A 12941-nucleotide genomic window follows, 5' to 3' on the forward strand; every position below is an offset into this window, starting at 1 on the left:
GGACTCTGTGAATGTTTCTGGTTTGTACTTCTGCTATTAGATCTGGCAATTGAATCTATCTTGCCCGTTAGAATTCCTGTAAAACGAATAATTTGCTCTTTGCATAAAAACGAGCGCGCCATGACCTCGTGCGCAAACCCCATCGTACGAGTTAAGTTGTACAAGCTGAACAAAATCATCGTCGGTATGGAACCAACCGGACTACTGGCTAAGCCTAGCTCGTTGGCTTTCAGCCAAAGGAATTGAGGCTGTTCTCGTAAATCCTCATCTTGTCAAAAAGAACAAGGAAAACCGAGATAATACCCCATCCAACTGCACTTGTCATCGCGGATATGGTCAAAAACGGATACTATTCCCCTGAACGCTTTATTGCGGAAGTCTACGAGGAACTTCGGATTCTCATGGCTAATCGCGACACGGTGGCCAAACGGCTTAACAGCGCCGTTAATCAAATTCACCGCTGGGAAGATATTGTGTTTCCAGAACTTCGTCATGTCTTTAAAATCCTTACCTGCACCAGTGCCATTGCCACGTTAAGTCTATTTTCTCTCCCGGAGGAAACGCCAGCAAACTGATCTATATTTCCAGTAGTCTCGGCAACGATTTGTTGCACATGGCACGGCCAAAGGCGCAATCAATTCGCTGGTACGTTATATCGCACAGGAAATTGGTCCTTATCGTATTATGGCAAACGTGCTGTCTCCAGGTATGGTTGCCACTGATGCTACCCTATATACACCAGCTTCGGAAAAAGAAAAATCAGCTCTGTCTACACCGCTTGGTCGTATTGCCGAACCTGAAGATATAGCTAAAGCAGTACTGCTGTATGCCAGTGAAGGCAGCGATTTTATTACAGGCGCATACGTGCCTGTATCCGGTGGTATGGAGATGAATTAATAACTGTCCTTTATTTTAGATGAGAGAAGTGAATACCTATTTTTATAGCAGTCGTTATTATTCAAGTCATGCTGGGTGCGTTTTTTTTGATGACTGGTTCCAAAATCATTACCGGTAAAATGGCTGCTGAATTTCAGCGGTTTGGATTCCCTGCTTTTTTCAATGTTCTTACAGGGGCGTTTGAAATCATAGGTGCACTTGGAATGCTGATCGGCATCTGGTTACCTCTTGTTGCCCTGTTGGCCGGTCTGCTACTTGGCGTAACGATGCTGGTTGCGGCGCTTACGCTGATTGCCATTGCCAAAGATCCGTTTGTAAAAGCCATTCCATCCCTCGTACTATTCGTACTCAGTATTGTTGTTTATTATCATTTCATATCTATGTAATTCGCTATGAGAAAATATAAAGCGGCGGGAAATCAATATGTCCCGGCGCTTTGGCTTTTAGACTTTCATCATAGCATTAATGTTTTTAGCACCCCAGGCCACGATGGACTCAATCAAGGGCACCAGTTCTTTTCCTGCATCAGTAAGCGAATATTCGACGCGTGGTGGTATTTCCATATATTGCTTGCGGTGAATAATACCATATTCTACAAGTTCTTTCAAACAATTCGTCAATGTTGCGGCTGTAATCCCTTTTAACAGGCGTTTCAGCTCATTATAGCGGATACACTCATGCTCTGCCAGAATAGGCAGATTCCATTTGCCACTAATCACATTAAAGGCGAATGTAGCGGGGCACATTTTTTTCATTTCCAACGAATAACTCATTTATATCCCTCCATTACTATCTTTTTTAATACTTAGTAAAAAAAATAATCGTACTTGTTATAAATAGTATACGTATTAAAATCATACTATAAGCAAATAAGTAATTCACTATATAAAAGAAAGAGTTTGGTTGACATGGTGAAAATCGGTATCATAACAGGTAGTACTCGTCCAGGCAGAGTCAGTTTGCAAGTTGCACAATGGATAGCATCTATTGCCCAGCAAAGAACAGATGCATCTTTTGAAGTTGTAGATATTTTGGATTATAACTTGCCGCTGTATAACGAGCCTGTACCTGCTGCTTTTTCTAATCAATATCAAACCCCAGAAGCGATTGCATAGTCAGAGAAAATCAACGAATTGGATGGATTTGTGTTCATTACTCCTGAATATAACTGCGGTGCTACTTCCGCTCAAAAAAATGCCATCGATTATCTGTACCAGGAATGGGTTAACAAAGCTGCAGGTATCGTTAGCTATGGTTCAACTTGCGGTACCGTGGCAGCTCAGCAGTTGCGGCTGATCCTCTCCGTACCGCAAGTTGCCGTTGTTAGTACACAGCCGACTTTCAACCTGTTTACTGACTTCCAGGAAATGAGTACATTCACACCGGAAGATCATCATGAAGCAACCATTCAAAATCTGCTGGATCAAGTGATTTCTTGGTCTACAGCTTTAAAACAACTTCGTTAATTCAAATATATTAATGGCATGCAAGTGAAACAGACTGCATAACAGATCATTCCGTTGATGCAGCCTGTACAACCATAGGAGCTGAAATCATGAGTGACAAAAATATGATGTGCGATCTGCAAACCGGTATCTGCGGCGAAGTGGAAGAAGATGATGTGCAACTGGTAGATTTTAATACACCAGCAAAAAAAATCACGTTGTATTACGCAACTGATCCGATCTGTTCCCACTGCTGGGCACTGGAGCCGATCCTGAATCGCTTTGTTCAGCAATACGGTCAGTATTTCAATATTCAGACGATTATGGGCGGGAAGTAGGCGAACATTCGAGGATGCCTATTGATGGATCAGTATGGACAACTAACCCGATTCAGTCCTCGTATCCCCCGTCCCGTGTATTCAAAGTCGTGCAGCGCAAACATCCGGACCATGCGGAACTGCTGCTTCGAAAATTGCGTGAAGCTGTGTTTGTGTTTAATCACAATATTGCGGAAGATCAGGTATTGAAGGATATTGTGAACCAGATCGGTTTGGATGGTGCCATCCTTGTGACTGAAGCAGGTGAAGACGCAGCACAGGGCTGGCTGGAAGAAGATTTTGCTCTTGCTGCCAGTTTGGGTGTACGCGGCTTCCCTACCATCATTATGGTCAATGAAGAAAAACAAGGCGTCAAAATCGTCGGAGCACGCTCATTGCAAACGTATATGGAAGCATTACAGAAAATTGTCGGTGAGCCACTGACAGCGGCGGAATTACCGGAATTGACCGAGCTTCATAACGGGAAGCAGCATCTGTTTGCCAGAGAAATTGAGGTGATGTACGATTTGGTCCCGCAGGACGTAGAAACATTTCTAGCGAATAACTTGCTCCAAGATACCTATGAAGTTAAACGCATTTTTAACGAATTGTATATTTAATCTTATCCAGGAAGGTGAACGTTATGAGTATTATTCTGCAGGTCGATTTTAAATTTGAAGGACCGTTCGGAAGTGCAATGGCTTCCAATTTTCAGGAACTGGCTGCAGGTATTAATCAGGAAGAAGGCCTAAAAATGAAAGTCTGGACCGAAAATGAGGCGAATGGTGAAGCCGGAGGCATTTATTTTTTTGAAGATGAACGCACTGCCCAGCAATACTGGGATATGCATTCCAAACGGCTGGCGAGCTTTGGCATACACCATGCGAATGCTAAAATATTTCATATAAATAAACAACTTTCCGAATTGAATCATTTTCCGGTCTAATGTTGTTTGTTTATGACCTGGGTAAGATCACAGATAATTATTTTAAAAAAACGTCTGGGATAGAAATAAAGTGTAATAAACTGAAAAAATGGATCTCGTGAATCCTACATCGACCTGGGAAGCATAGATCTATCAATCGTCGTCTTCTCTATACATAACACAATAAATAATGCGAAAAAATTACAATTTAAAACCGTTCCTAAAAGCATGCTTTTAGGAACGCCACATTTTATCAATAATTGAAACAAATTCAATCGGATAGGAGGCACTAGTGGATAGCCGACCTTCCACACCACCGTACATACCGTTCGGTATACGGCGGTTCAACCGTTTGAGCAATTGGCGAAGACGCTCGTACTGAGCAGGGTCATAATATCCTGCCTGTGCGAGCTTTTCGTTTGTAACAGAGCGTTGTAATACCGCGCTTCCGGCAATGCGCCAGTAACCCAGCCGGGTGTTTCCCCATGGATAGGCCTGCCATTCCGGCACGCCCAGCTTCCGCAGGTTCTGAACCTTTGTTCTCGGCCTCTTCCATTGCTTCCAGATGTACATGCGCACCCGTCTTCGCAGCCATTCATTTTCTCAAAGGGGATTTTGCCATCCATTCATTAAGCCAATAAGTAAACGGGCCAAGTATAAAGTTGTAGGGAGAATCCGAAATAGCTCCTTAGCGAAGTTCCATACCCCACGTCATATCGTTTTTCATCGACAGATTTGTAGGACGCAGATCCTTTGTAGGGAGTTCTGTTTTCAATAAACTCCCTCTTGTGTCATCGATATCAGCTATGACCACCGTGGCCTCGGCTTTAGTAAATTTGCGTACTGTCGCACCGCCAATGCCCATCGAGCCACCATTATGTGATCCGATCCTGTAATTTCACATTGTAATGGCGACTTTCGTTTCCGTCGATATTCATTTCGTTCCTTTTTGCAGACACGACCCACGAAGAACCGGGTTATAGGTGCGCTCATAATCCTTTTCTGCCACGCGCTAATCATCTTCTTACGTCACTCCGAACGAACTTGGTTTCCAGTTCGCCTATGCGAATCAACTAAAAAAACAGGTCAACTATGGTTGTAGCAGACCATAAGTTGACCTGTTTGAGGAGTACTGAACCAACTATCTTGATATTATCAAATAAGCTGAGGCTTTTTTACTTTTGGACCAACTTTCCCCCTTCAAGGAAAAGCACGCGATCGCAAAGCGGCAGCACTCGGTCATCATGTGTAACAATAACCGCGCTCTTTTGTTGAAGTTTTACTTGCTTTGCGATCATACTTACTATATCAAGCCCACGTGATGCATCTAAGCTTGCCGTTGGTTCATCCGCGAAAAGGACGGCGGGGTCATTCATTAAGGCTCTTGCAATAGCGACCCGCTGCCGCTCACCGCCTGAAAGTTTCTCAGGATATGCATTTAGTCGATGAGACAATCCTACTTTATCGAGCAACTCTTTGGCCCGCTCAGCCGCCCGTGCCTTCTTCATTCCGGATAGCTTGGCTACCAGCAACAACTGTTCTTCTACCTTCAAATAGGGAACCAAGTTGGCGCTCTGAAATATAAATCCTATTTTACGAAGCCGCAGTTCAGAAAGATCCTGCTTCGTTTTTCCAATAATGGACTCACCGTCAAGCAGAACATCCCCGCTCGTTGGTTCAAGCAGTGCGCCGGCTGTGGACAAAAATGTGCTTTTGCCTGATCCTGACGGGCCCATAACCGCGACAAGCTCGCTTTCAGCCACCTCAAGACTTAACTGATCCAGAATGATTCTTTCTGTGCCGCCATCTTCAAAAGTTCGTGTAATCTCCTGCAATTCAAGTCTGTTTCTCATGCTACCGTCCTCCCGATCGCATCCAAGGCATCGATTTTAGTGACTTTCCATACCGAAAATAGAGAACCGGCTAAAGTCATTGCTACAAAAATCAAACAAGTCAACAGCACTGTGGAATACTCTAATTGAAAAGGCATGGAGCTTGGCAAAATGGACTTGAAAAGCTGGATCAACACGACACTTATAAACAAACTGCCGACGGATAAAACAAGCACCTGCAATGCCACACTCCCGGCTAAATAAGCTGTACGTGTGCCAATAGCCTTCAATATCCCGAATTGACTGGTTTTCTGAATCGTGATGACATAAAAAAATACGGCCAATACAAAAGCAGAGATAACAAACAAGAACGAAATCATCATCATTAGCGAGCCCTGCTCTTCTTTGTACCCGGGGATTGCCGAAACTGCCTCGGATTTCGTAATGACTTCTGAATTAGGCAACGCGGACTGAAGATCCTTAACTTTTTCCGGCTCACCTTTGATTGCAATGGCATTGAATACTTTGCTGCTTGCCGGATCGGCTCCTTGGCGGGCCTGCGCCTGCGCCTGCAGATCACCCCAATCCTGCTTGTTTAAGAAAACAGCCGGCGTATGGCTGAAAGACTCATTTTTGACAAATCCGTTTACAATCCATTTCGTTCCCGAAGCTTGATCTTCAATGGTTGTCCCAATCTTCACACCATTGTCAGCCATGGTTTGATCAACGAGAACACGTCCTTTTGCCTCATCCGAAAGGGGTGATCCTTCGGTTACTTTTGGCGCTAACCAACCTCCCGGGTTAATGGCGAGCAAAGTAATGTCAATCTTTTGCGTGTCTCCCGCCGGAATGACTGTCGTCATTTTCACGCCGAGCGGCTCAGCATTCTCTGCGCCTACGATTAAACCGGCTTCTGCAAGCAGACTCTGATCAATTTGAGACCGGGTAAATCGGTGATCTGAATCCTGCTCCATGATAAAATGAGTTGCAGCCATATTCTTAACAGAAGCCGCGTTATCATACGCCAATCCCTGTGCCAGGCCGGTAACGAACAAAACAAGAAATGCTACAAGCACCATAATTGTAGCAATTAACAAATAGCGAGCCCTAGCAAATCTCATTTCACGAATAGCTAAAAACATTTCTGCTTCCCTCCTTTGTCTATGACCAAAGTATAGGAAGCGAAAATGAACAACAAATGAACGGCATGTTACAAATGAGGCAATGCCACAGTAAAAAGTGTTCCATCAGTCGAACTGACCACTTCTATGCGGCCTCCGTGGATTTGGACAATTTTTTTCACAATCGCCAGCCCAAGTCCTGATCGTCCGGAAGAAGGCTTTCGTGCAGCATCCACACGGTAGAACCGATCAAAAATAAATGGTAAATGTTCCGGGGGAATTCCGTTTCCTGTATCCCGAATATAAATCAAATATTCAGAGCCTGTTTGCTTTGCTCGTATATCAATAGTTCTTCCAGGGGGGATATGATTCACTGCGTTGCTAAGCAAGTTCATCCATATTTGCATCAGAAATACCTCGTCCCCGTAAATCTTAATTGAATCGGGCACGGACATTTTTAGCAACAGTTCCTTCTCGTCCAGTTGCCATTGCAGTATTTGGACCGCTTGGCGAATTTGACTCCGCAGCGAGAAAGCCGTTTTGGATAAAGTTACTTTTCCTTGTTCCAGGGATGAGAGCAATAGAAGCTGTTTGCTGAGCAAAGAGAGATGGCGGCTTTCTTCTTCGATAATGGATGAATAGTGTTCACGATCTTTTTGGGGCAAATCACGCTCAGCCAATACTTTTGCAAACCCTTGAATTGAAGTGAGCGGAGATTGAATTTCATGCGATACATTCGACACAAATTGTTGGCGTGACTGGTCGACTCGCTCCAATTCACGGCTCATGATCATGAAATGTCCGGCCAATTGCCCGATTTCATCTCGTCTTTTGGTCGGCAATGTAAGATTATAGTTGCCTTGGGCAATTTGTTTTGTTGCATCAGACAGACGTGTAAGCGGCTTAACCAAATATCTGGTACTGATTAAAAACAGTAAGATGCTTATTGTGACAGTGAGAAGGCCAATCAATGCGAAGAACATGCGCAGTTCGCCAAACTGTAGAATCACGTCAGGGCGCATAAATAAGGCATAATTTTTATTGCTGAACTGAACAAGAATTCCGACTGTATTGCTCAACCGATTATCGAAGAAGCCAGTGATAAACCATTTGTTTGGGAACTGGGCGACACCGTGATACACCTTCCCTGCCAATACTAAATCTATAGCTTGATCGTCCAGATCCCGCACCCGGAATTCACGTCCATAGAATCGATCATCGCCTTGGCCATCCGTCACATAAATTTCATAACCAAGCGACGCTGCATTTTGCAAATAGAAATCGATGCTGTCAGGTGTTTTCTCAACATATTGCTTCATTTGTTTTACAATGTTTACCAGCTTCTCGTCATTGTAGGGCTTCAATTCTACATGATAGTAGGTATTCGATAACAGAAATCCCAGTATGCTGCTGGCAAGGATAACGGCCACCGTAGTTAAGAAGACTCTTAAGTACAACGAACTCACCGCGCTTTCACTTCAATCTTGTAACCGATACCTCGCACCGTCTGAATCGTGAAATCCTCCGTATAATCAGCAAAACGTTGGCGCAATCGTTTAATATGGACACTAACGGTATTGTCGTCGCCTTCGTAGTCCGCTCCCCAGACAAGGCGAATCAGTTCATCGCGGGAGAAAAGCCGCCCCGGATACTGCGCAAGCTGTGAAAGCAGCTCGAATTCTTTCATAGGCATAATGAATACGGATTGACCATCCGTTACTTCTACATTTTTCCGGTCGATCACGATTCGATTCAACCGAATGATGTCGCTGGAAGTTCGATGATAGCGGCGAAAGAGCGCCTTAACCCGAAAAACCAGTTCTTCCGGGTCGAACGGTTTCGTTACATAATCGTCCGTTCCTCGCAAATAGCCCTGTTTTTTGTCCGATAGCTGATCCAATGCAGTGAGCATGATGATAGGAATATCGTAGTTCGTCCTAATATAATCGCACAGATCGAAGCCATCCAATCCAGGCATCATAATATCAATAACCGCCAGATCTATAGGTTCTTGTTCCAGCAATTTGACCGCTTCCAGGCCATCCTGGGCTTCATGCACCTGATAGCCTTCCTTTGTCATAGTATATCGAACGAGCTTTCTGATATTTGCATTATCGTCAGCGAGAAGCAGATGCTTTATCATTATGGAATCATTACACTCCTTTTCCTTTCGAATTCAACGTTGTATTATATCATACCCCATTTTCCCTCATCCTTAAAATTGTTGTAAAAACCGTTTTGTTCGTTCATTTTGCGGGGCAGAGCAGGAGGACGCCATGTCCTCTCAAGGCATTATGAACAAGCGCCTGATATTTTGGTTGTTTTCATTCTCTTCGTGCGATACAATACACCAAATAAAGGGAGTGAAATTGGAGATGGGAATTGATGAGATTATTAATCTGGTTCCTTATGATGAACAGTGGCCTATTTTATTTCAAAATGAAAAAGTAAATCTCTTTAAAGCTTTTGGAGACAATGCTATCGACATTCAGCATTTCGGCAGTACCTCGGTAAAAGGGATGTTTGCAAAACCGATTATTGATGTCTTGATCGGAGTGAAAACGCTTGAGTTAAACAACTCCATAACTAACAAACTAATAAAACTTGGTTATGAAGGGTTTGGAGAAACTGGTGTAAAGGGAAGATTATATTTTCGAAAACGCCAAGAACATGCCTATAATCTTGCCGTCGTCATTTGGAATGGCGAGCAATGGGTAAATAACCTTCTCATCAGAAATTACTTAAGAGATAACCCGCATGTAGCCAAGCAATATTGTGAAAAAAAACTCAATGCTATCAATAAAGGATATACCACACTGCTCTCTTATTCGGACGAAAAAGCCGATTACGTATCCAATTTACTCGAACAAGCTAAGAAAAGTTTTGGATAAGAAAATATTTACGAAAACAGCGTTATCCGTTTAGAAGCAAGAGCCGGTGGTCTCAGGACCGCCGGCTTTTCTATGGTATGCTGCAGTTGACACAAACGCTTGCAGGGCGTTATTTAGGGTTTTCATTACTCATCCAGCTGTCCACAAAAAGTTGTTGAACATGATCTTCCCGGCTGGCAATTTGCTGCAGCAGTTCCTCGGCTTCTGTCTGACTCTCAAAGCCACCTATCACCATGGCAAACTTTCCATTTTGTGTTTTGACAATGCTGCTACCATCTGAAAAATACTGTTCAGCAAGCAAAGCTAGCATTTCATCTTGCTCCATTTCCTGGCTTCGTACGAAGAAAAGCCTATGAGCTTGAACATTTTTGGGGGTAGAGAAAAGCTTTAGCTGGATGAAACCTGGTTGACGGTACTCTGATACTGAATAGTCAACATCATCTTTTAGCTCAACTACAAAGCGGATCGCAGAATCGTCCAAAATAATGTTCCGATATGCATCCTTTACATTTTTGAGTGCTTTGATGTCCTTCTCCAGCTTGGCAAAATCTAATTCACGAACCCCATTAAAGGTGAATATAAGACGATTTGGACCTACTTGATGATCGACCGTGTATGCTGGGGCATACGCGAGGTGTTCGCCTTTAAGCTGAAAATAAATATTTAATGTGTCAGCTTCTTTTAATGTTGCAAGCGAGACACCATCGTTTGGCTTTCCACCGTTTCCCACTTGAAGGATTTTAACGACAGGGCCTATCACTGGTACATCGGACAAGGCCTGAGCTATACTAGGCACATTAATTGTAATCATCATTGCCGCACAAACAGCAAGAAGAGAACAGCCTCGCCAAAACATCTTTTTACGTTTCTGGTGCTTTGCATGATGACGTGCGTGTTGAATCACTTCCGAGAGACGGGCGGGGATTTCGATATTCTCATAATGTTCTTTACCGTTCATCAGTAATCAACCTTCTTCCGTGGTCAGTTGTCTTTTAAGCTTATCCAGAATTCGATAGAACCTTGACTTGACTGTGTTCTCCGAAATAGATAGCACCTCTGCCATATCTTTGAATCGCTGACCCTCAAAAAATTTCAAAATGATAAACGTCTTGTCTTTTGGGGATAAATAATCGAGTGCTTCGTACAAATCCCATTGTTCTTCCAAAGTTATGCCACTTTCTTTAACCATAAATGGTGTCTCGCAATCCTCAATGTAAGTGTATTTCTTTTTACGTTGAATGTGGTCAATAGCAGAGTTGATAACGATTCTGGTTATCCAAGTCTCAAAGTAATCCGGATCTTTCAATTTTTTATAAGAAAGAAAAGCTTTATACGAAGCCTCAGATACGATTTCAATGGCATCTTGTTCGTTCTTCACATAAGAGAAAGCAAATCGGTAAAGCTTTTCTTTGCAAGCCATCAACCGATCACTAAACTGTTGTTCGGTGAATGCTGCATTCATTTTGCTCAGTTTGAACACCCCTCTGCGGTTTATGACTGTTACGTATGTTAGACTGCGAAACAATTAAAATAGTTTCAATCTTGAATTCAATGGATAAGAACAGACAATGGCCCTCTGTCAATGGATTGGACACAAAAAACCGAAAATTACCTAGTAGAGCAAGCGTACGTTCGAATTGATTGGGCGTAAAATACCCGATGGAGGAGTGGATCCTTTTGATGCGGACAACAGTTTTTTCGGAGACATGAATGCCTTGTTGTTTCAGTATACTCCGTATTTTGGGACTTCCAAGCGCCACTCATAAACACTTGAACTCTATTATTGATTCGTCCAAGTCGCTAATTTTAATGAAAAAGCGCATGATCAGATGGCGTTCCCCCCTCTTTGCCCCAGTGCAAAAGCAAAGCGGGTGACCAAAGGCGTCTATAACGGCGTGGATTTTGGTCATTAATCCGCCTCTGACCACCCAATAGCTTGTGCTTAAAGCCCCCCTTCCCCCCTCATGTTGATGGACACAGACAATCGTCGCGTCAATCATGATACTCTCAAAGTTGGGGCCAATTGAGACATGGTCTAATATCCGGTCCCAAATGCCAGCCGACTGTAGACGATGAACCAGAAGCTGTAGTATTCCGGTAAATCTCTCCAAGGCCCACCCGTTCGCGCGAGCCATAACATGGCGTTCTGGCAATGGTCTTTTGGGGGACTCCCTCCTTATGGTTTTCGTTCCAGCGGCAGCATGTCCTTAATCTTTTTCCATTGGTCATCGCGAATTTCGTATCGTCTCAACATATATATGATATGCCCATTTTATAGGGTTATAGTTTCCATACATGTCCTAGTAAACCTTCTGGTCATTGTGCTGTGTTACCGCCATCCATTACTATGGCTTGTCCTGTAACGCCTTTTGCTTTATCACTCGAAAGGAATATTGCATAATCAGCAATTTCCTTTACCGACAACAAACGTTTCTGAGGCACTAGGGGATAAATAACTTCTTAAACACTTTTTCTACAGGAACTTTTCTTGCCTCGGCAATACCTTTTAGCTGTTTTTGTACTAATGAAGTATCTACATATCCAGGACACAAAGCATTAACGGTTATTCCAAACTCAGCTCCTTCCAGAGCTGATACTTTTGTTAAACCGATTACGCCGTGTTTAGCACTGCAATAAGCTGCTTTTCCTGCAAAACCAATGAGGCCATTAATGGAAGCCATATTGGTAATACGACCAAAATTTTGTTTTTTCATTAGAGGAAACACCAGCTTCGTCGCTATAAAAGGAGCTGTTAGCATTATCTTTAGCATAAACTCAAACTTATCTGTTGGGAAATTTTCGAGTTCCGATACGTGTTGTATTCCGGCGTTGTTATCACGAAAGCGGTCGGTAGCGGCTTATCCGATTACCCCGTTAGATACCCGTTGCTTCATCAGGGTGGCGATGCCTGTCCCCAGAGATATCTAGCCGATCATCAGATCGAGCCATACATTCAGGAGCGGCGGATGAACGCACACCCCGAAGAAATTAACGGACACCGATGTGACCGTAATGACAAATACCGTCCTGATGGCGTTGAAGCTTCCGAGATAGTGGGCGGTAAAGATCAGTAAGACGAAATTCGCAAACCAGAACCCGATACTCATCGGTCTGCCAAACGCATGATTCAGAAGGACCGCAATCCCTGAGCCGCCACCGGAAGGATGTCATGGGGAAACAAAAAGACAGCCATGGCAAAACCCTGGATCACGGCTCCGGCGGTAGTCAGGGAGATTTTCTTGCAAAGGCGACGGTAAAACATAGGTCTGTTATGGCCGAGCAGCATCAGAATTTTCACACCATACCATCCTTTAGATAATGTAGTGGCAAGCTAGTCCTGCTTCCATATTGTATGCTTGTCTTCGGGGGGGGGGGAGGGATGCCAGCATTTGCGAAGTCTCCAGCAGGAATTGTATGTTGAACAACGGTTATTCATGCGTCACACATCCCATTCCAAGCCCTATATCCTCCTTATGCATCGAACTTTCCCTTTTAATTTAAACAGTTCTTTAG

The 12941-nt window shown here is 43.6% G+C and carries 17 protein-coding genes and 3 pseudogenes; 8 read left to right on the forward strand and 12 right to left on the reverse strand.

Annotated features, from left to right (window positions below):
• Positions 1-159 precede the first annotated feature (159 nt).
• The 3 genes and pseudogenes from ACWXW9_RS21430 to ACWXW9_RS21440 all read left to right on the forward strand — a co-directional run.
• Positions 160-560 (forward strand): annotated as a pseudogene (locus tag ACWXW9_RS21430) (IS110 family transposase); the annotation flags it as partial.
• Positions 561-654: 94 nt separating this feature from the next.
• Positions 655-897, forward strand: a complete 243-nt coding sequence (locus tag ACWXW9_RS21435; protein ID WP_494931118.1) for an SDR family oxidoreductase — start codon at positions 655-657, stop codon at positions 895-897.
• Between the two features lie 32 nt (positions 898-929).
• Positions 930-1283: a DoxX family protein gene (locus tag ACWXW9_RS21440; RefSeq protein ID WP_494931119.1), complete on the forward strand. Its 354-nt coding sequence runs from the start codon at positions 930-932 to the stop codon at positions 1281-1283.
• A 57-nt stretch (positions 1284-1340) separates the two neighbouring features.
• Here the strand turns inward: ACWXW9_RS21440 and ACWXW9_RS21445 are convergent, their stop codons facing one another.
• Complete coding sequence (locus ACWXW9_RS21445; protein ID WP_494931069.1) at positions 1341-1670, reverse strand: winged helix-turn-helix transcriptional regulator; 330 nt, start codon at positions 1668-1670, stop codon at positions 1341-1343.
• Positions 1671-1805: 135 nt separating this feature from the next.
• Between ACWXW9_RS21445 and ACWXW9_RS21450 the strand changes: the two are divergent.
• The 4 genes and pseudogenes from ACWXW9_RS21450 to ACWXW9_RS21465 all read left to right on the forward strand — a co-directional run bounded on the left by ACWXW9_RS21450 (position 1806) and on the right by ACWXW9_RS21465 (position 3605).
• A pseudogene (locus tag ACWXW9_RS21450) lies at positions 1806-2363 on the forward strand (NADPH-dependent FMN reductase).
• Between the two features lie 89 nt (positions 2364-2452).
• Complete coding sequence (locus ACWXW9_RS21455; protein ID WP_494931070.1) at positions 2453-2680, forward strand: DsbA family protein; 228 nt, start codon at positions 2453-2455, stop codon at positions 2678-2680.
• Between the two features lie 14 nt (positions 2681-2694).
• Complete coding sequence (locus ACWXW9_RS21460; RefSeq protein ID WP_494931071.1) at positions 2695-3279, forward strand: DsbA family protein; 585 nt, start codon at positions 2695-2697, stop codon at positions 3277-3279.
• Positions 3280-3302: 23 nt separating this feature from the next.
• Complete coding sequence (locus tag ACWXW9_RS21465; protein WP_494931072.1) at positions 3303-3605, forward strand: monooxygenase; 303 nt, start codon at positions 3303-3305, stop codon at positions 3603-3605.
• A gap of 213 nt (positions 3606-3818) precedes the next feature.
• On the opposite strand, the gene ACWXW9_RS21470 is transcribed toward ACWXW9_RS21465, so the two are convergent.
• The 6 genes from ACWXW9_RS21470 to ACWXW9_RS21495 all read right to left on the reverse strand — a co-directional run bounded on the left by ACWXW9_RS21470 (position 3819) and on the right by ACWXW9_RS21495 (position 8683).
• Entirely contained in the window at positions 3819-4163 is a 345-nt protein-coding gene (locus ACWXW9_RS21470) for a hypothetical protein (RefSeq protein WP_494931073.1), read from the reverse strand.
• A 109-nt stretch (positions 4164-4272) separates the two neighbouring features.
• Positions 4273-4449, reverse strand: a complete 177-nt coding sequence (locus ACWXW9_RS21475; RefSeq protein ID WP_494931074.1) for a hypothetical protein — start codon at positions 4447-4449, stop codon at positions 4273-4275.
• Between the two features lie 310 nt (positions 4450-4759).
• On the reverse strand, positions 4760-5437 hold the full coding sequence (locus ACWXW9_RS21480) for an ABC transporter ATP-binding protein (RefSeq protein WP_494931075.1): 678 nt from the start codon (positions 5435-5437) through the stop codon (positions 4760-4762).
• Positions 5434-6558: an ABC transporter permease gene (locus ACWXW9_RS21485; RefSeq protein ID WP_494931076.1), complete on the reverse strand. Its 1125-nt coding sequence runs from the start codon at positions 6556-6558 to the stop codon at positions 5434-5436. The genes ACWXW9_RS21480 and ACWXW9_RS21485 overlap by 4 nt, the downstream gene beginning before the upstream one ends.
• A gap of 68 nt (positions 6559-6626) precedes the next feature.
• Positions 6627-8003 carry a sensor histidine kinase gene (locus tag ACWXW9_RS21490; RefSeq protein ID WP_494931077.1) on the reverse strand — a complete coding sequence of 459 codons (1377 nt, stop codon included), beginning with the start codon at positions 8001-8003 and terminating at the stop codon, positions 6627-6629.
• Positions 8000-8683 (reverse strand): response regulator transcription factor, encoded by a 684-nt coding sequence (locus ACWXW9_RS21495; RefSeq protein WP_494931120.1) that lies wholly within the window; start codon positions 8681-8683, stop codon positions 8000-8002. The genes ACWXW9_RS21490 and ACWXW9_RS21495 overlap by 4 nt, the downstream gene beginning before the upstream one ends.
• A gap of 130 nt (positions 8684-8813) precedes the next feature.
• Here ACWXW9_RS21495 and ACWXW9_RS21500 point away from each other — a divergent pair, with 130 nt between their 5' ends.
• Complete coding sequence (locus ACWXW9_RS21500) at positions 8814-9428, forward strand: GrpB family protein (RefSeq protein WP_494931078.1); 615 nt, start codon at positions 8814-8816, stop codon at positions 9426-9428.
• Between the two features lie 109 nt (positions 9429-9537).
• On the opposite strand, the gene ACWXW9_RS21505 is transcribed toward ACWXW9_RS21500, so the two are convergent.
• The 5 genes and pseudogenes from ACWXW9_RS21505 to ACWXW9_RS21525 all read right to left on the reverse strand — a co-directional run bounded on the left by ACWXW9_RS21505 (position 9538) and on the right by ACWXW9_RS21525 (position 12726).
• The gene (locus ACWXW9_RS21505; RefSeq protein WP_494931079.1) at positions 9538-10386 is read right to left on the reverse strand and encodes an SPOR domain-containing protein; all 849 of its coding nucleotides are present in this window, start codon (positions 10384-10386) and stop codon (positions 9538-9540) included.
• A gap of 6 nt (positions 10387-10392) precedes the next feature.
• Positions 10393-10890, reverse strand: a complete 498-nt coding sequence (locus ACWXW9_RS21510) for a sigma-70 family RNA polymerase sigma factor (RefSeq protein WP_494931080.1) — start codon at positions 10888-10890, stop codon at positions 10393-10395.
• Positions 10891-11744: 854 nt separating this feature from the next.
• Positions 11745-12262 (reverse strand): annotated as a pseudogene (locus tag ACWXW9_RS21515) (3-hydroxybutyrate dehydrogenase); the annotation flags it as partial.
• 90 nt (positions 12263-12352) lie between these two features.
• A complete protein-coding gene (locus ACWXW9_RS21520; protein WP_494931081.1) occupies positions 12353-12535 on the reverse strand; it encodes a hypothetical protein in 183 nt (60 codons plus the stop codon).
• Positions 12536-12555: 20 nt separating this feature from the next.
• The gene (locus tag ACWXW9_RS21525) at positions 12556-12726 is read right to left on the reverse strand and encodes a hypothetical protein (RefSeq protein WP_494931082.1); all 171 of its coding nucleotides are present in this window, start codon (positions 12724-12726) and stop codon (positions 12556-12558) included.
• Between the last annotated feature and the right edge of the window lie 215 nt (positions 12727-12941).

The organism is Paenibacillus sp. LT-B23 (assembly GCF_059417685.1).